We start from the raw sequence: 18,551 nt of genomic DNA, 5'->3' as shown, positions 1-18,551 counted from the left end.
GTCACCCTAACGCGATGATCTGGCTACGCTAATCCCCTGCCACAATACCTTCTCATCAACCGCTTGTGGTTCAGCCGCCGGTGCCAATAAGCGTGGGCGTGGGTTTGGCCCCTGCCCTGCTTTTTGCGACAAGCAGGCACGAGCCGATCGCACCACGGCGTTAATATCCCCCCAATCGGCCTGCGGAACGTTTAGCACATTACAGGTCCGCGCCAGCATTGCCCTCGGCAACTCACTGGCTGGCAAGACATTCATCGATGCCAGGCAAAGTGGCGTAGCAAGCAGCAATGCCAACAGTAAAAGAGCGCTACGCATCATTGGCGGCCCCTTTTGTAGCACTGCGCCATGCGCTGGCTCCAGGAAGGACGGCCCTCTTTCGGCTTACAAAGCCGATGTAATGCCTGCAACAACGCCACCTGCGTCGGATGCAGTGAGGAATCAAACACCGTTTCACCAATATGCCGCTGTTCATCTGGTGGATTTCCACCAGGTTGATGCAATGGATAGAGCCGAGTAATCGTCTGCATGATCCTGCCTCCATAGGCCCCAAACACTAGGGGCAATGGGTAAAGCCTAAAAGACTGGGGGTAAAAAAAGCGTAGAGGATCATTCCGTTGGTGTAAAAAATGTCTAAACCGCGACGCAATCGTGTGCTTATTCTCTGCATTAACCCGATCGAAAGCCTGACAGCGCGCCTCTCTTCTGCCAAAATAGCGCCATCCCCCGCTTTTCTTAAATGATGGATTTCCTCACTGATGGCAGCAAAGATTATTGATGGCAAAACGATTGCGCAGCAGGTTAGAAACGAAGTGGCTGAGCAAGTGAAACAACGTCTGGCAGTTGGCAAGCGTGCGCCGGGCCTGGCGGTGGTACTGGTTGGTGAGAATCCGGCTTCGCAGATTTATGTCGCCAGCAAGCGCAAGGCCTGTGAGGAAGTGGGCTTTATCTCTCGCTCTTACGATCTGCCCAACTCCACCACCGAGCCTGAACTGCTGGCGCTGATCGACAAATTAAACGCCGATAAAGAAATTGACGGCATTCTGGTGCAACTCCCTCTGCCTGCGGGCATTGATAATGTGAAGGTGCTGGAGCGCATCAGCCCGGATAAAGACGTGGACGGTTTCCACCCTTACAACGTCGGCCGCCTGTGCCAGCGTGCGCCTAAACTGCGCCCTTGCACCCCACGCGGTATTGTCACCCTGTTGGAACGCTATAACATCGATACCTATGGCCTGAATGCCGTGGTAGTGGGTGCCTCCAACATCGTTGGCCGCCCGATGAGTATGGAGCTGCTGCTGGCGGGCTGTACCACCACCGTCACGCACCGCTTTACCAAAAACCTGCGCCACCATGTAGAAAATGCCGATCTGCTGATCGTGGCCGTGGGCAAACCTGGATTTATTCCAGGTGATTGGATCAAACCAGGTGCGATCGTGATCGATGTCGGCATCAACCGCCTGGAAAGTGGTAAAGTAGTCGGCGACGTAGACTTCGAAGCCGCAAGCGAACGTGCGGCCTTCATTACTCCGGTCCCAGGTGGCGTCGGCCCCATGACCGTTGCTACACTGATCCAAAATACCTTGCAAGCCTGCGAGGAATTTCACGACGTTCAACCTAACTAAGTTAAGGCAGTATGGAAATTTTCAATCTGGAAGGTCACCCTCATGTCGAACTGTGCGATCTGCTGAAGTTCCAGGGCTGGTGTGACAGCGGCGGTGCCGCGAAAGAAGTGATCGCCGAAGGGCAGGTCAAAGTAAACGGTCAGGTCGAAACGCGTAAGCGCTGCAAGATCGTTGATGGCCAGAAGGTCAGCTACAAAGGCATGAACGTCACGGTTAAAGCCTGATTGTTCAAGCGCCAGGAAAAAAATGCCGGGTCGGCTAAGCTACCCGGCATTTTTGATCTACTCAAACCTGTTAATGCTCCAATGCAACGAAGCACACGTGTTGCATAGCACGCAACGTGCCATACAGTTCGTCCAGGGTCGTCCTTTTCCTTACCGTTAGCTTAAAGTTAACTTCAATCTTGTGCTTTTTGACGTCACGTATCGTCATTGCATCAATCAGGTTTCTTTGCTGATTGAGCTGGGCCATCAAGCTGGCTAGCCCTGCCTGCTCATCGAGTATCAGCCGTACTTTGACCTTCCCCAGATAGTGATCCCTCGATTGCAGCAGGAAAATATAGGGGCTGATTTTTATCGCCAGTAAAAACAGTGCAGTAGCCAAGATTGCGTGCAAATAAAAACTGGCTCCGCAGGCAATCCCCACTCCCGCCGATGCCCAAACGATCGCGGCGGTCGTCAGACCGGAAATGGCGTCATCACGGCGGTGCAAGATCACCCCAGCACCCAGGAAGCCCACCCCACTGATAATCTGTGCGGCCAACCGCATGGGATCGCTGCGAATATTGACGGATATCTCGGCGTAATACTCCGCAGACTGAATCGACACCACCGTTAATACACAGCTGGCGACGGCAATGATCACGCAGGTTTTAAACCCAACGGGCTTGCCCTTGGATTCACGTTCCAGGCCAATCACGCCCCCCAGAACAAACGCCGCGACTATCTTGCCTACCGTCGCCAGATGGAGCGGCCCCAACCCGCCCAGCACCGATAACCAGCTGTCCATGTGGCTTCCTATTGCTGCGCAGGCTTCATTGCCGCCGGCGTTTTCTGTTTAGAAAGATCGTCCTTGAAGAAAATAAAGAAGAACACCGAGACAACGGCGGCGATAATCGCCGAGAACAGCCAGAAGCTTTCCCACTGCGGTAACGCCTGCGGGCCCTGCTCAGTCACGGTGCTGTTGAAGATCTGGCCGCAAATGGTGGACGCGAACAACAAACCAAAACCATTGGAGACGATAAAGCGCAGACTCTGGGCCTGAGCTTTGATTTCGGGCCGTGCTTTACGGTCGACATAGATGTCCCCTACCGTAAAGAAGAAGTCCCAGCAGAAACCTTGCAGCATCAGGCCAATCAGGACAAACGTCATGTTGGCGTCAAGCGCAGCCTGAGAGAACAGCACCGAACGGATGATCCAGCACACCGCGCCCATCATCAACGTCACCTTGAAGCCCGCTTTCAGTAGGAAGAACGAAAGCAGGAACATAAACACCACTTCACAGGCGATCCCTACCTGCATCATGGAGGCGGCGTTATCAAACCCGAGCGCTTTGAGGAATACCGGAATATAGGCGGAATAGGCGGTTTTGGGGATCATCAACACAAAGATGCTCAGCATCAGAATGGAGAAGTTACGATCTTTAAACAGCGACAGCGCATCCAGGCACAGCAGATCGCGCAGGGTGAAGGTGCTGCCCTTGGCCTTCGGCGGTGTATCCGGCAAGGTAAAGCAGTACAGCCCCAACCCTACCCCAGCGGCCGAAGCAATGTACCAGGTCATGGTATCGCCGGAATATCCCATCTGCCCGATGATGAAACCTATCGCCATAAAGCCGAAGGTGCCAAACACGCGGATCACCGGGAAGTACTTCACGCCGTTGATATGGCTAAAGCTGATGCTGTTGGCCAGCGCGGTAGTCGGATAGAACAGCAACCCGACCAGGAAGATCATCACCAACGTCATGGTAGTGTCCTGCGCCTCGATAAACTGCGGTACACACAGGATCACCCCGGCGTTGATCAGGTGCAGGATCGCCATGACTTTCTGAGAAGCAAAGAAGCGATCTGCAACCATGCCGATAAACAGCGGCGAGAGTATCGTTGCCAACCCCAACAGCGCATAGGATGAACCGATAATGGCCGCCATACCGTAGGTACTCAGCACCAGGCCCATCGTCATATTCCAGGCACCCTGCATGAAATACTGCACAAACATCATGATCAGCAGGCGAGGAGTCTTGTTAAAGTCCATGAGATCTCCCCCTATGCCACGTTAACGGTCAGGCCGTCATACGCAACGGTGATGTTTTTATCACGACAGGCCGCCACCAGTTCCTCATGCAGCAACTTGCCGCTGTGAGAAATATGTGACACCACGATCTGGCTGTCTGAATGCAGGCACTCCATCGCACGCAGCTTCTCTTGGGCGGCAAACACGGTTTCCAGGCTCATATGATTGTCAGTGCGATCGTCGCCGTTGAAACCGTAGGTGCATTCCAGCACCACCAAATCCAACGCTTTGCCCTGTAGCCACTGCCAGGTGAGTTCCGGGAACCAGCCGGAATCATGGCCATAAAAAATCGTCTGGCCGTCTTTTTCGATCACATACACGTAGCACAGCTCCCACTTGGCATGGTTAGCCAGCAGCGGTGTGATCTTGTAGCCATGGCTTTCTATGGTGACAAAAGGCACCAGGCAGTGGAAACCAAAACGCTGTTTGCTGTAACCCGGTAATACCGCAGCACAACCGTTGATCGCCCGGTCGTTACCAAAAATCTCCAGCGGATGGTCGATATTGAAGCCGTACCCCTCCATTCGGCTAAACAGCTCACCGACGTTGAAGTGATCTGGATGTGTATGGGTAAACAGCAGGTCGGTGAAGCCACTCGCGTCCAGCCCATCACGCAACAGCTGTTGGCTGAACTCCGGGGCGACGTCGATCAACATCACGTCATCAATAATCGCCGAAGAGTGGGTACGCAGATCTTTCCCCTTGAGAAAACGGGCCTGTTGGCAATGTTCGCAGCGGCAAAACGGATTAGGGATCCCTTCAGAGGCAGCCGATCCCAGGAAATGTATTTTCATTTTTTATCCTTTTTATTCAGTACATTACTGACCTATCGTTCCTATCGCCTTCGTTAAGGTGAACCATGAAGGTGATTTTGGAACGTGTCAATCATAATCCCGAGACCAAAAAACGGTTAACACTGCAATGCATATTGGTGATCGGCTTCAAAAATTTAATTTAATATTTAGCAAAATCAATTCACTAAAAATAACATTTGGTCATTATTACGTTTTTCATCAATTTAGTGACATCGGTTTAATTAAGTACAAATAACAGCCACTTAATTATGGAACGATCCAAATTTCATGCTTGGATAGAAATCGAGATAGCGGAGCGCTCATGCCGGTGTTAGCATCAAAACAGGCGGCTCAAAGCGGTGGGAAAATGGCAACTATCAAGGATATAGCGAAGCTGGCGGGGGTATCTCATGGCACCGCTTCCAACGTGCTCAACGGGCGCGGCAATGTCAGCGTTGAAAAGATCGAGGCGGTCAAACAGGCCGCCCAGCAAATGGGTTATCAAATTAATGCCCAGGCGCAGTCGCTACGCGCCAGCAAAAGCAGTGGCGTTGCGCTGATCCTGCCCGATATCAACAGTGAGCAGTATCACCAGCTCTACCGCGGGCTTCAGCAATCGTTACGATCTTCTTTCCCAGGCGATCTGGATCTTTACGTCACTAACGATCTGCCCTCTGCCGAAAGAGATATCTTGCAGACGCTGGCCGCAAAATCCTACCAAACCATCGTTACGGTCTCCTGCCTTGCCGACAGCGAAAGCTATTATCAGACACTGCGGCTGCCAGCGGATCAGATCCTGTTTGTCTATCGCCATCCAGCGCAGGCCAAGGCCACATTCAACCTGAACTTTTGCCTGGCTGGCCAAGCCATTGCCAGCGAGATCGCCCGCGCTCAGCCCGCACACGTTGGCGTGCTTTGTGAGCCACTCGCCTATACCAACGGCCAGTGTTTTGTCGAGGCATTGAAAGCTACGCTGGCACAGTTAAGCCCATCGACCCAGCTCACTGTCGTGCCATCACCGTCCAGTGAATGCCACACCGCCGCTTTCGCTTTTTTTGCTGGCCAGCCGCCACAGGTACTGATTGCTCAAGACAGTGAAAAAGCCCGTTGCCTGACGCAGGCGGCCTATCTGGGGAGCGCGGTCCCCTGCCCGCCGATCTGGCAACTCAGCGATAACGAACCCGCCGTAGTAGCCAATCAGTACCACTATCAGATGGATTACGCCCGGCTGGGTCTGGAAATCGCCCGTTATATCTGCGGATTAGTGACACTGGCCGATGAGCAGATACTGGATAGCCGCGGCTTTGCTCTCGACGTTCAACCCATGCCCGCCGTTTCTGAGCAGGGTGAAACGCTGAATATGCTGATCTTGCCTAGCCCCTCCACCGATGCGCTGAAAAAACTGTTGCCGCATTTCTATCGCCAGACCGGTATCAAGGTGAATCTCGCGGTTTATCCTTATGATGAAGTGTTTGAGATCCTCTCGAATCTGCATCTGCATCCTTATTACGATTTGCTGCGTATCGATATGGCCTGCCTCCCCTGGTTTGCAGAAAAGGCCCTCACGCCGTTGGCAGAAATTGCCCCAGCGCTACCGGAACTACTGGATAACTTCTCGGAAGAAATTGGCCATCATTTCAGCCAGATTGACGGCAAAGCCTATGCGTTGCCGTTTGATGCCAGCACCCAGTTGCTGTTCTATCGCCGCGATCTGTTCGAAGACCCCACGGTCAAACGCATGTTCTATGAGAAATCCGGCAAGGAACTGAAGATCCCGACCAGTTTCGACGAATTTGATGACATTACGGCCTTTTTCACGGCGTCTCATCAACCCGGTAACCCGCAGCGTCCGATAGGTTCATCAACGACTCTCGGTAGTTCCGGGTTAATTGCTACCGAGTTTCTGCTGCGCTATTACGCATTAGGTGGGCGGCTAGTGCACCAAGACAAACCGGTGCAACTGGAGGCAACATCAGCCATCGAAGCGTTGCGGCAATATCAGCAACAGCTTACCGTCACCACCAATCTCAACAGTGAATGGTGGAACGCTGCGGTGGCCCAGTTTGAGCAAGGCCAAGTGGCGATGCTGATCATGTATATGAATCTGTTCAACGACGTCGCCCACAGCCCTCTATCACCGGCAATAGGTTACGCGCCAGTTCCGGGCAACATCCCGCAGATGGGCGGTGGCTCGTTAGGCATGTCTCGTTTCAGTGATAAGAAGGCGCAGGTAGAACAGTTCTTCCGTTGGCTGTATTCGGCTGAAATTACCGAGCATCTGGTGCTTTTGGGCGGTAACAGTGCCCACCGCAGCATCTATCAGAATCAGCGCATCCTGCATCTCTATCCGTGGTTCAACCTGCTACGGGATAATCCTAGTACCGGCATCCGTGAATCTCGGGGTTTACAGGGCGAGTTGTTCAACCTGCGCCATGCGGAGATCATTATCGGCCAGGGCGTGACCAACGTGGTGAACAAGATAATGGATCCGCAGCAAGCCATTGATTACATCAATCAGCGACTGGTCAATGAAACTCAAGCCTGAAGGAAGCCATGTTTGCCACCTTACCTGTAAGAATGGGCCGTGCCAAGGAGAGGTATTTTCCAACTGCGGCGAGATTGGCCGCAGTTGGAAATCTATTACCTATAATCCTTACTCACAGCTGGATTTACCGGTTTTATGATTGATGGCACCTTTGGATATCAACAGATTAGCAACATCAGTAAACCCATTTTCACAGGCACCACTGAGAGGACTGGCGTCAATTTTTGGATTTTCGTTCTTCGCCACCACATTTATATCCGGGTTAAACTGCAGAATGTATTTTACCACCTCAAGTCTTCCATCCACTGCGGCGACCATAAATAAAGTTTCACCATCTTGCTCGACAGCATCCCAGTCGACATCCCCCTTTAAGCGCTCATGAAGATATTTTACAACCTCCGCGTTTTTCCCCATGACGGCTGATTTGACCGAATGATAAACATCGGCCCTATCCGTTGCTCGAATATCAGCACCCTGTTCGGTAAGATACTTAACCATATCCAAATAACCAATAAAGGCAGCCCATCCTAAAGCGGTCTGTCCCAGAGAGGCCTCATCCTTCGCTTCCAGATTCTGCCCGGCCGCCACCATTCTTTTTACCTCTGACAAATTTCCCTGTTTAACTGCATCGAACCAGGCTGCATCAGGGCCTTCTGACGGTTTCTCATAAAAGATACGATGTGACAGCAATTTATCATTGGCGATTTCATGCATCTCTTCATAGCTAAATCTAAATTTTGATAAATCAACTGCAGATTTATTTTCCTGAGCATGTAAGCCAAGGGGTAAAAATGTAAAAAAGGCGGCTGTAAATATAATATTTTTTAAGTTCATAATTAACTCCATGTAATATACTTAATTTGAGCGCATTCCTAAACAATAGCTCATCCAACATATCCGTTATGTGCCGTTCTTATAAAGATTAAAGATACTAGTATTCCCACAAAATAATCACAACGCATAATTTTGCACAATAAGTTCAAAAAAACTGATTAGCTATAACGATTTATGCAGGGGTGTTTTTAAGCCACCCGCTTGGCGAAAATGAGATTTGATGGGTAAACCAAAGGAGAGATCCTAGTGGCAAGGACCCACTTGTAAAAAAGTGGGTCCTTGGTCTGGTGTTATTACTATTTACTTACGACGCCAGCTAGTCCCCTGCGGGCCATCTTCCAGCACGATATTCATCTCGTTCAACCGATCGCGAGCGGCATCTGCCAGCGCCCAGTCTTTGGCGGCACGCGCGTCGTTACGCTGTTTGATCAACGCTTCAATCTCTGCCACTTCCGAGTCGTCCGCTTGCGCGCCACCTTGCAGGAACTGTTCTGGTTCCTGTTGCAGCAGGCCCAAGACTTTGGCCAGTTTACGCAGCTCTGCCGCCAACCCATTCGCCGCCGCCATGTCTTCGCTCTTCAGACGGTTTACTTCACGCGCCAGGTCGAACAACGCGGAATAGGCTTCCGGGGTGTTGAAGTCGTCGTCCATGGCTTCACGGAAACGCGCTTCAAAGGCTTCACCACCAGCAGGTTTGGCATCAGCGTCGGTGCCACGCAGCGCGGTATATAAACGCTCCAGAGAGGCACGCGCCTGCTTGAGGTTCTCTTCGCTGTAGTTCAATTGGCTACGGTAATGGCCAGACATCAGGAAATAACGCACGGTTTCGGCGTCGTAGTAGCCTAGCACGTCACGGATGGTAAAGAAGTTGTTCAATGACTTGGACATCTTCTCTCTGTCGATCATTACCATCCCGGAATGCATCCAGTAGTTGACGTACGGGCCATCGTGTGCGCAGCTGGATTGAGCAATCTCGTTCTCGTGGTGCGGGAACATCAGATCGGAACCACCGCCGTGAATGTCAAAATGGGTGCCTAGCTGTTTGCAGTTCATGGCCGAGCATTCAATATGCCAGCCAGGACGGCCTGGACCCCAAGGTGATTCCCAGCTTGGTTCGCCCGGCTTGGACATCTTCCACAGCACGAAGTCCATCGGGTTGCGTTTTACATCGTCGATTTCCACGCGCGCACCGGCTTGCAGTTGCTCCAGATCCTGACGGGAAAGCAGGCCATATTGTGGATCGCTATCGATGGAGAACATCACGTCGCCGTTGCTGGCCACATAGGCATGATCGCGTGCCAACAGGCGTTGGGTGATCTCGATGATTTCTTCGATATGATGGGTGGCTCGCGGCTCCTGATCCGGGCGTTCGATCAGCAGCGAATCAAAATCGGCGTGCATCTCTGCCAGCATACGCGTGGTCAGTTGATCACAGGTTTCACCGTTTTCTGCCGCACGACGGATGATTTTATCGTCCACGTCGGTCACGTTACGCACGTAGTTCAGCGAATAGCCGAGGTAACGCAGGTAGCGCGCTACCACGTCGAAAGCAACAAAGGTACGCCCGTGGCCGATATGACACAGGTCATAAATGGTTACCCCGCACACGTACATACCGACTTTACCGGCATGAATGGGCTTAAATTCCTCTTTTTGACGACTCAGGGTATTAAATATCTTTAGCATCAGGGCTGTCCGTGGTGTGCGTGATAACAAACATATCCGCATATTGAAACCCGAAGGCTGTTCTATTGCAAGGTCAAGCCCAAGGATTGCTGAATTGATCGGCAGAAAATTGCGTGGGATCGGAATTAACCTGATCCAGACTAAGATAACAACACGTGTATTTCTGCCGCGAAACTGCCACCCTAGCCACTGCTGACTGATTAATTGAGATATGTTATAAAGTCGGTCTGATTGCTCACACGCCTTCCTATGTGACAGCTCATTTCATCTTGCTAGGACTAAAACTATGGTTACTTTCCACACCAATCACGGCGATATCGTTATCAAGACCTTTGCTGACAAGGCACCGGTTACCGTTGAAAACTTCCTGAACTACTGCCGTGAAGGCTTCTACAACAACACCATCTTCCACCGTGTCATCAACGGCTTTATGGTTCAGGGTGGTGGTTTTGAACCTGGTATGCGTCAGAAAGACACCAAAGCAACCATCAAGAACGAAGCTAACAACGGCCTGAAAAACACCCGTGGCACCCTGGCAATGGCTCGTACCAACGATCCACACTCTGCCACCGCCCAGTTCTTCATCAACGTGGTAGATAACGACTTCCTGAACTTCCGTGCTGAAAACTCCCAGGGTTGGGGTTACTGCGTATTTGCCGAAGTGGCAGAAGGCATGGACGTGGTCGAGAAGATCAAAGCGGTAAAAACTGGCCGCAGCGGCATGCACCAGGATGTACCGGTTGAAGATGTCGTGATCACCAGCGTTACCGTCAGCGAGTAATCGCGGCTGCATGAGCACGCTGTTCATCGCAGACCTGCATCTATGCGTACAGGAACCGGCAATTACTGCCGGTTTTCTGCGTTTTTTGCAGCGTGAAGCCGTTCACGCCGATGCGTTATATATCTTGGGCGATCTGTTTGAAGCCTGGATTGGCGATGACGACCCCGAGCCGTTGCATCGCGAAATTGCCACCGCACTCAAGGCGTTGCACCAGGCCGGAGTACCCTGCTACTTCATTCACGGCAACCGCGATTTCCTGTTGGGTAAGCGCTTTGCCAGGCAGAGCGGCATGATCCTGCTACCGGAAGAGCAAGTCGTCGAGCTGTATGGCCGCAAGATCCTGATCCTGCACGGTGATACCCTGTGCACCGACGATCAGGCCTATCAAGAATTCCGCAAGAAAGTTCATAACACCTGGATCCAACGTGCTTTTCTGGCTCTCCCCCTGCGCTGGCGCTTGAAGATCGCCGCTAAAATGCGTGCTCGCAGCCAACAAAGCAACCAATACAAATCCACCGCGATTATGGACGTTAACCCGCAGGCCGTTGAGCAGGCCATGTTGCGCCACAACGTCCACTGGATGATCCACGGCCACACCCATCGCCCAGCAGTCCATCCGCTGGCATTACCAAACGGTAAAGCCCATCGCGCGGTGTTGGGAGCCTGGCATACACAAGGCTCAATGATTAAAGTCACGGCAGATGCCGTGGAACTTATCGAGTTCCCCTTCTAGGCCGTTTTCCAGCTTTTGATGGTAAAAACCGTCGACGCAACCGTTTTCCTCTCCCTGTACCCATGATATGCTCTACGCCCTCATACGGCCTGCCAGCCGACGTTTGTCCACATCACAGGAGCCATGCACTCATGGGAGCCACCGCTACTTCAGCCGCCAACGCTGGGGTTAAAATCGCAATCGTAATGGGTTCAAAAAGTGACTGGGCCACTATGCAGTCCGCGGCCGAAGTTCTGACCACGCTGAATGTCCCGTTCCATGTCGAAGTTGTCTCCGCCCACCGCACGCCGGACAAGCTGTTCAGCTTTGCCGAACATGCCAAGGCCATGGGTTTTGACGTGATCATCGCCGGTGCCGGTGGTGCTGCGCATCTGCCAGGCATGTTGGCGGCCAAAACGCTGGTTCCGGTGTTGGGTGTTCCGGTGCAAAGCGCTGCGTTAAGCGGTGTCGATAGCCTGTATTCCATCGTGCAGATGCCACGCGGCATTCCTGTGGGGACGCTCGCCATCGGCAAAGCCGGTGCGGCCAACGCCGGGTTGCTGGCAGCACAAATCCTGGCGCTGCACGATGCCGGACTGGCACAGCGGTTGGCACAGTGGCGTCAGGCACAGACCGACGAGGTGCTGAACCATCCAGACCCACGGGAGGATGCATGAAGCCGGTTTGCGTACTGGGTAACGGCCAGTTAGGGCGTATGCTGCGCCAGGCCGGTGAGCCGTTGGGCATTGCGGTTTATCCTGTCGGTTTGGATGCCGAGCCGGAAGCGGTGCCCTATCAAAACGCGGTGATCACCGCAGAGATCGAACGCTGGCCAGAAACCGCCCTGACCCGCGAGCTGGCGACACACAATAACTTCGTCAACCGCGATATCTTCCCGCGGCTGGCCGATCGCCTGACGCAGAAGCAACTGCTCGATCAACTTCATCTCGCTACCGCACCTTGGCAATTGCTGGCAAATGCTGACGAATGGCCTCAGGTGTTTGCCACCTTGGGTGAGTTGGCGATCGTTAAACGCCGCGTGGGTGGTTACGACGGCCGCGGCCAGTGGCGTTTGCGCCCGGGCCAAGAGGCTGAGTTACCGGCGGATAACTATGGTGAATGCATCGTCGAGCAGGGGATTAATTTCTCTGGCGAAGTATCGTTGGTGGGTGCCCGTGGTCACGATGGCCTGTCGGTATTCTATCCGCTGACCCACAACCTGCACGAAGAAGGCATTCTGCGTACCAGCGTGGCGCTGCCACAGCCCAACCCGGCGTTGCAACAGCAGGCCGAGCAGATGTTGGCTGCGATCCTCGATGAGTTGAACTACGTGGGTGTAATGGCGATGGAGTGCTTTATCGTCGGTGACAGCCTGTTGATCAACGAACTGGCTCCGCGTGTCCACAACAGTGGCCACTGGACGCAAAATGGCGCTTCCATCAGCCAGTTTGAACTGCATTTGCGGGCCATCCTGGGGCTGCCGCTGCCTAAGCCGGTGGTGAATACCCCTTCGGTGATGGTCAATCTGATCGGTACGGCGGTTAATCAGCAATGGCTGGCCCTGCCGCTGGTGCATTTGCACTGGTATGAGAAAGAGGTGCGTGAGGGGCGTAAGGTGGGTCATCTGAATCTCAACGATCCCGATGCGGCCTCTTTGCAACAGGCGTTGCAGGCATTAGCGCCGCTGCTGCCAGCCGAGTATCAAAGTGGCTTGGCCTGGGCACAGCAAAAGCTGGGATAATCCGTTCACAACTGCAAATTAAGGGTTCAGCCACGCTGAACCCTTTTTTATTCGCCGCTTACCCTTCGTAGCTGCGAAACAACGCCCGGCCGCGCAGCAGGCGCACGCCAAGCCAGCCGCCACACAGCGAGAGCAGCAAGGCACTCAGCAGCGGTAACGCCCACCACAGCACCGGCGTAGGTGCCCACGGGAAGTCGAACACCTTGGTCTGCAACAGCCAAAGCGCCGCTTCTGCCCCCACCGCCGCCGCGATCCCGGCCACCAGCCCAAGCAACGCAAACTCGCACCACAGCGTACCGCGCAACAGGCGTTTACCTGCGCCTAGCGTGCGGTAAACCACCAGCTCCTGCCTACGTTGCCGCATCCCTACCTGTACCTGTGCCAGTAACAGCAGACCGCCGCAGATCACCACCAGCACCACCATCACCTCCAGCGCCCTGCTCACCTGCTGCAACACGCCGCCGACCTGCTTGAGGATCGAACCGATATCCAGCAGGCTCAGGGTTGGGAACTGGCGGTTGAGCTGGGTCAGCACCTTGCCGTCACCGTCATAGCGGAAGCTGGTCAGCCAGGTTTGTGGCTGGCCGTCCAATGCACCCGGCGGGAAGATAAAGTAAAAGTTTGGCTTCAGGCTTTCCCAATCCACCTGCCGCAGGCTGGTGACTTTAGCGCTGAACGATTGGGTATCGCCGCTGAACGTCAAGGTATCGCCCAGCTGGATCTTGAGCCTGCCGGCGATCCCTTCATCCATCGAGACCTCGCCGGTTTTCGGCGGCCAGGAGCCTGCCGTCAACGGGTTATGGTCCGGCAGATCGCGTTGCCAGGTCAGATTCAGTTCACGGTTCACCGCCTCGCCACCGGGATCGTCTTCATGCACCCGCTCCGTCGCCACCTGCTGGTTAATTTCCGACAGGCGTACACGCACGATGGGATAAAAGGTTTCCTCATGCAGCTGATGCTGTTGCAAGAAGGCTTTCACCTGTGGAACCTGTGCCGTGGTCATATTCAACAGGAAATAGTTCGGGCTGTCTGGCGGTAACTGTTGTTGCCAACGATCGAGCAGATCGCCACGCAAGACCAGCAGCAGGGCCAGTAACATAAACGACAGCGAGAACGCCGCTAACTGGCTGATCGTCACCCAAGGCTGATGCAACAGACGATTCACCGCCAACCGCAGCGCCAGATTTTTCAGCGTGATGCGCCGCAGCAGCAACAGGCTGCCCCAGCCTATTCCCCCCAGCAGCAAGGCCAGCACCACCATACCGGCCAGAATGGCCCACAGTAGCGTACTTGCCCCCATTAATACCGTCAGTAGCCCGACCACAATCACCGCAGTAGCTGGCAGGAAGTAACGCAGCGGCCAGACGTTGGCTACCACATCCCGGCGCAGTACGCGCAGTGGCTGAGTCGCCAGCAGTTGCCGGTACGGGCGCAACCCAACCAGCAGAGAAATCATGACCAGAGCCCCCATCGCCCACAGCCACGGCCAGCCCCCGGCTGCGGGGAGTTCCCCCGGCAACACCGGTGCCAACAAGCGGATTAACACCGCTTCAAACCCGAGACCAATCACGCTGCCGCAGGTTCCCGCCAGCAGTAACACCGCCAACCACTGGCCAATAATCAGCTTGCTGAGCGCCTTTCTGCCAGCCCCCAGGGTTTTCAGCACCGCAATCAGGTCATAGCGGCTGCGGCAATAGTGACTCATGGCTACCGCTACGGCGGCAATCGACAGCAGCAAGGTCAGCAATGCCGAAAGCAGCAGGAACTGTTGGGAACGCTGTAGCGATTTGCCTAACGCACTGCCGGACTCCTCTAACCCATACCAGCGCTGATCGGGTTTGAGCTGCGGTTTGAGACGTTCTTCATAGCGTTGAATATCGGTTGGCGCACCGGCAAACATATAACGGTAGGTCAGGCGGCTGCCCGGCTGTACCGCTCCGGTTTTATCCACATCGGCCAGATTGATGATAATGCCAGGTGCAGTCTGGAACGGATTGAAACCGGAGTCCGGCTCCTGCACGATTTCACCGGCGATGCGTAACGTGGTATCCCCCACCTCCAGATTGTCGCCGACCTTGATATCCAATAATGCCAACAGACGCGGAGCCACCAACACGCTGCCTGGCACAGGTTTGAGATTGGCTGGCAAGGTTTCCAATTGCCCATACAGCGGATAGGCCGCATCGGTAGCCTTGACGTTGGCCAGTAGCGGACGATCCCCTGCGTAGGTCATGGTGGTAAAAGAGAGCTGGCGGCTGACTTTCAGCCCCTGTTGCTGGGCATCGAGCAGCCAGCCTTCCGGCACCGGGCGCGCGGTACGCAATACCCGATCCCCGGCGATAAAATCGCGGCTTTGCTGGCTCAAGCCTTTGTCCATGCGATCGCTGATGCTGCCCAGTGCCAACACGCAGGCCACCGACAGCGTCAGCGCCAGCCAGACGATCAGCAGCGAAGGCGAACGCCATTCACGCCAGAACCAACGCCAAATCATGCTTCCTCCCACAGCTTGCCTTCACGCAAGCGCAGCCGCCGCTGACAGCGAGCCGCCAGGGTCTCGTCATGGGTGACCAGGATCAGTGTGGTGGCGAAATCGCGGTTGAGGGAGAACAGCAGATCGGCAATGCGCTCACCGGTCTGGCGATCCAGGTTGCCGGTGGGTTCATCGGCGAACAGCACCCGAGGGCGGCCACTGAACGCCCGTGCCAACGCCACACGCTGTTGCTCCCCGCCGGAAAGTTGCGCTGGCAGGTGATTAAGACGCTTGCCTAACCCTAGCTGCTCCAACAGTTGCACCGCTTGGTCCCGGCTTTGACGATCGCTTTCACCACGCAGCAGCGCAGGGAGTTGTACGTTTTCCAACGCGTTCAAGGTGGGGACCAGCATGAAAGACTGGAACACAAAACCGACGTTTTTTGCCCGCAGCGCAGCTCGCCCTTCTTCATCCAGCGCGGTCAGCGATTCCCCCAGCAGGCTAACTTCGCCTTCGCTGCCGTCGTCCAGCCCGGCGAGGATGCCCAACAAGGTCGATTTCCCCGAACCGGACTCGCCGATCAGCGCAATTGTCTGCGCGGGTTTGACAACCAGCTCGACTCCGGTAAGGATGGTAAGCTGATGCTCACCCTGACCAACGTGTTTACTAAGATGATGAACTTCAAGAACGTTTTCCGCTGGCATCTTCCCTTCCTTTTGCTGTTGGGATTATTCAGTTTACGTGCTGTCGCGGCCGATACCTTATTGATTTTGGGCGACAGTTTAAGTGCTGGCTATCGGTTGCCGGTAGCGCAAGCTTGGGCCACTCGCCTGGCCGATGAGTGGCAGAAACAACCTGGCCACCCGACCGTGGTCAATGCCAGTATCAGCGGTGACACCGCCGCTCAGGGGCTGGCACGCTTGCCCGAGCTGTTGAAACAACATCAACCCCGCTGGGTGCTGATCGAGCTGGGGGCCAACGATGGTCTGCGCGGCTTCCCGGCTGCGGATATCGAGCGCGACCTCAACCAGATTATCACGCTGGTTTTGCAGGCGGGGGCCAAACCGCTGCTGATGCAAATTCATATTCCGCCAAACTATGGCCGCCGCTACACCGAGGCCTTCGGTGCGCTGTATCCTGCGTTGGCCAAGCAGTTCAACATCCCGCTGCTGCCGTTTTATATGGAACAGGTGGTGATCAAACCGGAATGGATGCAGGATGACGGTTTGCACCCCAATCAGGATGCCCAGCCGTTTATCGCCACCTGGATGGCGCAACAGCTGGAACCACTAGTTAAACATGAGTCTAACTGAATAGGGTTAGCTACTAGGTAAAGTTATGCAAAAAGCGGTATTGATAACCGGCTGTTCCAGCGGGATAGGATTGATTGCAGCGCAAGATCTGCGTAACCGTGGCTATCGCGTGCTGGCCGCCTGCCGTAAGCCGGAAGACGTGGAAAATATGCGCCAGCTTGGGCTGGAAGGCATTGAGCTGGATCTGGACGATAGCGCCAGCGTAGAACGCGCCGCCGCACAGGTGATCGAACTGACCAACGGGCGGCTGTACGGACTGTTCAACAATGCCGGTTTCGGCGTTTACGGGCCACTCAGCTCGGTTTCACGCCAACAGCTGGAACGGCAATTCTCCGCCAACCTGTTTGGCACCCACCAGCTCACCCAGTTGCTGCTGCCAGCCATGCTGCCGCATGGTGAAGGGCGCATTATTCAGACCAGTTCGGTGATGGGGTTAATCTCCAGCGCCGGGCGTGGGGCCTATGCCGCCAGCAAATTTGCGCTGGAAGCCTGGTCGGACGCGTTGCGTATGGAGCTGCACGGCAGCGGCATTCAGGTCAGCCTGATCGAGCCAGGCCCGCTGACGACCCATTTCACCCAGAACGTCAATCAGGCGCAGAGCGATAAACCGGTGCACAACCCGAGCATCGCCAAGCGTTTGACGCTGCCTGCCGAAGCGGTGTTACCGAAGCTGCGCCACGCGCTGGAAAGCCCCAAAGCCAAGCTGCGCTACCCGGTTACCCTGCTGGCGCATACCATGAGCATCCTGCGCCGCCTGCTGCCGGGCCGTGCACTGGACTGGTTATTGCGCAGTAATGGTTAAGCAAACGGGGGCCAAGGGTTGAAGCGCGCCGCTTTGCCCCCATCTAGAGTAGATTGGCTCCGCAAGATCAGATTAGAGAGAAACCATGCTAGCTCAAGCCGTTGTTGATATTAACGAAACTAACCTGCACCAGACTCTGGAACAGTCCATGTCCCAGCCGGTGCTGTTCTACTTCTGGTCGGATCGCAGCCAGCACTGTCTGCAGCTCACCCCGATACTGGATAAACTGGCGGCGGAATACGCGGGTCAGTTCGTTCTGGCGAAGGTGGATTGCGATGCCGAGCAGGCAATCGCCGCCCAATTTGGCCTGCGTTCCCTGCCAACCGTCTATCTGTTCAAGGATGGTCAGCCGGTTGATGGCTTCCAAGGGCCGCAGCCGGAAGAGATGATCCGCGAATTCCTGCAGCGTTTCCTGCCAAAAGCCGAAGACCTCAAGCTGGCGGAAGCCACTGAGCTGTTGCAGGAAGACCGTGCAGCAGAAGCTCTGCCTTTGCTGAAAGATGCCTGGAGTCTCAGCAATCAGCGCAGCGATATCGGCCTGACGCTGGCGGAAACCCAGATCGCCCTGAACAAGACGGATGATGCCGAAGCGGTGCTGGCGACCATTCCATTGCAGGATCGCGATACCCGTTACCTCGGCTTGGTCGCGCAGATTGAGCTGATGAAACAGGCTGCCGATACGCCAGAAATTCAGCAGTTACAGCAGCAGGTTCAGCAACAGCCGGAAAACGTCGAGCTGGCCGTGCAGCTAGCCTTGCAACTGCATCAGGTTGGCCGCAACGAAGAAGCGCTGGAATTGCTGATGGGTCATCTGAAAAAGGATTTGGCGGCGGCTAACGGTAGCGCCCGCAAGACCTTGATGGATATTCTGGCCGCACTGGGGACTGGCGATGCGCTGGCCGCCAAATACCGCCGCCAGCTGTATTCACTGCTGTATTAATCGAACATGGGCGCAGCCGC

The 18,551-nt window shown here is 54.8% G+C and carries 19 protein-coding genes; 10 read left to right on the top strand and 9 right to left on the bottom strand.

Features of this window, described 5'->3' with window-relative positions; translation table 11 throughout:
• Window positions 1–6: 6 nt before the first annotated feature.
• Entirely contained in the window at window positions 7–318 is a 312-nt protein-coding gene (locus KGP26_RS06900) for a hypothetical protein (protein WP_209528426.1), read from the bottom strand.
• On the bottom strand, window positions 315–527 hold the full coding sequence (locus KGP26_RS06895; RefSeq protein WP_209523136.1) for a hypothetical protein: 213 nt from the start codon (window positions 525–527) through the stop codon (window positions 315–317). Before KGP26_RS06895 ends, KGP26_RS06900 begins: the two co-directional genes overlap by 4 nt.
• Before the next feature lie 228 nt (window positions 528–755).
• On the opposite strand from KGP26_RS06895, the gene folD reads away from it, so the two are divergent.
• Both folD and ybcJ read left to right on the top strand, forming a co-directional pair.
• The gene (gene folD / locus KGP26_RS06890; RefSeq protein ID WP_223665185.1) at window positions 756–1,622 is read left to right on the top strand and encodes a bifunctional methylenetetrahydrofolate dehydrogenase/methenyltetrahydrofolate cyclohydrolase FolD; all 867 of its coding nucleotides are present in this window, start codon (window positions 756–758) and stop codon (window positions 1,620–1,622) included.
• 11 nt (window positions 1,623–1,633) lie between these two features.
• Complete coding sequence (gene ybcJ, locus KGP26_RS06885; protein WP_021180059.1) at window positions 1,634–1,846, top strand: ribosome-associated protein YbcJ; 213 nt, start codon at window positions 1,634–1,636, stop codon at window positions 1,844–1,846.
• A gap of 70 nt (window positions 1,847–1,916) precedes the next feature.
• On the opposite strand, the gene KGP26_RS06880 is transcribed toward ybcJ, so the two are convergent.
• From KGP26_RS06880 to KGP26_RS06870, 3 genes are read right to left on the bottom strand one after another with little or no spacing between them, the layout of a single operon-like run.
• Window positions 1,917–2,630 carry an MgtC/SapB family protein gene (locus tag KGP26_RS06880; protein WP_094981159.1) on the bottom strand — a complete coding sequence of 238 codons (714 nt, stop codon included), beginning with the start codon at window positions 2,628–2,630 and terminating at the stop codon, window positions 1,917–1,919.
• A gap of 8 nt (window positions 2,631–2,638) precedes the next feature.
• On the bottom strand, window positions 2,639–3,874 hold the full coding sequence (locus tag KGP26_RS06875; RefSeq protein ID WP_021180061.1) for an MFS transporter: 1,236 nt from the start codon (window positions 3,872–3,874) through the stop codon (window positions 2,639–2,641).
• Window positions 3,875–3,885: 11 nt separating this feature from the next.
• Window positions 3,886–4,707 (bottom strand): MBL fold metallo-hydrolase, encoded by an 822-nt coding sequence (locus tag KGP26_RS06870; RefSeq protein ID WP_223665184.1) that lies wholly within the window; start codon window positions 4,705–4,707, stop codon window positions 3,886–3,888.
• A gap of 367 nt (window positions 4,708–5,074) precedes the next feature.
• Here KGP26_RS06870 and KGP26_RS06865 point away from each other — a divergent pair, with 367 nt between their 5' ends.
• Window positions 5,075–7,252, top strand: a complete 2,178-nt coding sequence (locus KGP26_RS06865; RefSeq protein WP_094981215.1) for an extracellular solute-binding protein — start codon at window positions 5,075–5,077, stop codon at window positions 7,250–7,252.
• Between the two features lie 108 nt (window positions 7,253–7,360).
• Here KGP26_RS06865 and KGP26_RS06860 read toward each other — a convergent pair whose 3' ends face one another.
• The gene (locus KGP26_RS06860) at window positions 7,361–8,086 is read right to left on the bottom strand and encodes an ankyrin repeat domain-containing protein (protein ID WP_209528421.1); all 726 of its coding nucleotides are present in this window, start codon (window positions 8,084–8,086) and stop codon (window positions 7,361–7,363) included.
• Between the two features lie 300 nt (window positions 8,087–8,386).
• Window positions 8,387–9,772, bottom strand: coding sequence for a cysteine--tRNA ligase (cysS, locus tag KGP26_RS06855; RefSeq protein WP_094981162.1), 1,386 nt, complete (start codon window positions 9,770–9,772; stop codon window positions 8,387–8,389).
• Between the two features lie 286 nt (window positions 9,773–10,058).
• On the opposite strand from cysS, the gene ppiB reads away from it, so the two are divergent.
• From ppiB to purK, 4 genes are all read left to right on the top strand, one after another.
• Window positions 10,059–10,553 (top strand): peptidylprolyl isomerase B, encoded by a 495-nt coding sequence (gene ppiB, locus KGP26_RS06850; RefSeq protein WP_021180066.1) that lies wholly within the window; start codon window positions 10,059–10,061, stop codon window positions 10,551–10,553.
• A 10-nt stretch (window positions 10,554–10,563) separates the two neighbouring features.
• On the top strand, window positions 10,564–11,286 hold the full coding sequence (gene lpxH / locus KGP26_RS06845; protein ID WP_115158697.1) for a UDP-2,3-diacylglucosamine diphosphatase: 723 nt from the start codon (window positions 10,564–10,566) through the stop codon (window positions 11,284–11,286).
• 131 nt (window positions 11,287–11,417) lie between these two features.
• Window positions 11,418–11,942 (top strand): 5-(carboxyamino)imidazole ribonucleotide mutase, encoded by a 525-nt coding sequence (gene purE / locus KGP26_RS06840; RefSeq protein WP_021805417.1) that lies wholly within the window; start codon window positions 11,418–11,420, stop codon window positions 11,940–11,942.
• Entirely contained in the window at window positions 11,939–13,006 is a 1,068-nt protein-coding gene (gene purK / locus KGP26_RS06835; RefSeq protein WP_223665183.1) for a 5-(carboxyamino)imidazole ribonucleotide synthase, read from the top strand. The genes purE and purK overlap by 4 nt, the downstream gene beginning before the upstream one ends.
• Window positions 13,007–13,064: 58 nt before the next feature.
• Here purK and ybbP read toward each other — a convergent pair whose 3' ends face one another.
• Window positions 13,065–15,497: a putative ABC transporter permease subunit YbbP gene (gene ybbP / locus KGP26_RS06830; protein ID WP_223499060.1), complete on the bottom strand. Its 2,433-nt coding sequence runs from the start codon at window positions 15,495–15,497 to the stop codon at window positions 13,065–13,067.
• A complete protein-coding gene (gene ybbA / locus KGP26_RS06825) occupies window positions 15,494–16,180 on the bottom strand; it encodes a putative ABC transporter ATP-binding protein YbbA (RefSeq protein ID WP_037375255.1) in 687 nt (228 codons plus the stop codon). Before ybbA ends, ybbP begins: the two co-directional genes overlap by 4 nt.
• Here ybbA and tesA point away from each other — a divergent pair.
• From tesA to KGP26_RS06810, 3 genes are all read left to right on the top strand, one after another.
• The gene (gene tesA, locus KGP26_RS06820) at window positions 16,151–16,789 is read left to right on the top strand and encodes a multifunctional acyl-CoA thioesterase I/protease I/lysophospholipase L1 (RefSeq protein ID WP_051363221.1); all 639 of its coding nucleotides are present in this window, start codon (window positions 16,151–16,153) and stop codon (window positions 16,787–16,789) included. The two genes, ybbA and tesA, sit on opposite strands and share 30 nt — an antisense overlap.
• Window positions 16,790–16,814: 25 nt before the next feature.
• On the top strand, window positions 16,815–17,591 hold the full coding sequence (locus tag KGP26_RS06815; RefSeq protein ID WP_021180073.1) for an SDR family oxidoreductase: 777 nt from the start codon (window positions 16,815–16,817) through the stop codon (window positions 17,589–17,591).
• A gap of 85 nt (window positions 17,592–17,676) precedes the next feature.
• Complete coding sequence (locus KGP26_RS06810) at window positions 17,677–18,531, top strand: co-chaperone YbbN (protein ID WP_021805422.1); 855 nt, start codon at window positions 17,677–17,679, stop codon at window positions 18,529–18,531.
• Window positions 18,532–18,551 lie beyond the last annotated feature (20 nt).

The organism is Serratia sp. JSRIV002, assembly GCF_019968725.1.
Classification (GTDB): domain Bacteria; phylum Pseudomonadota; class Gammaproteobacteria; order Enterobacterales; family Enterobacteriaceae; genus Chania; species Chania fonticola_B.
The sequence above is the reverse complement of the archived record's forward strand: the minus strand, read 5'-3'. Positions and strand labels throughout refer to the sequence as shown.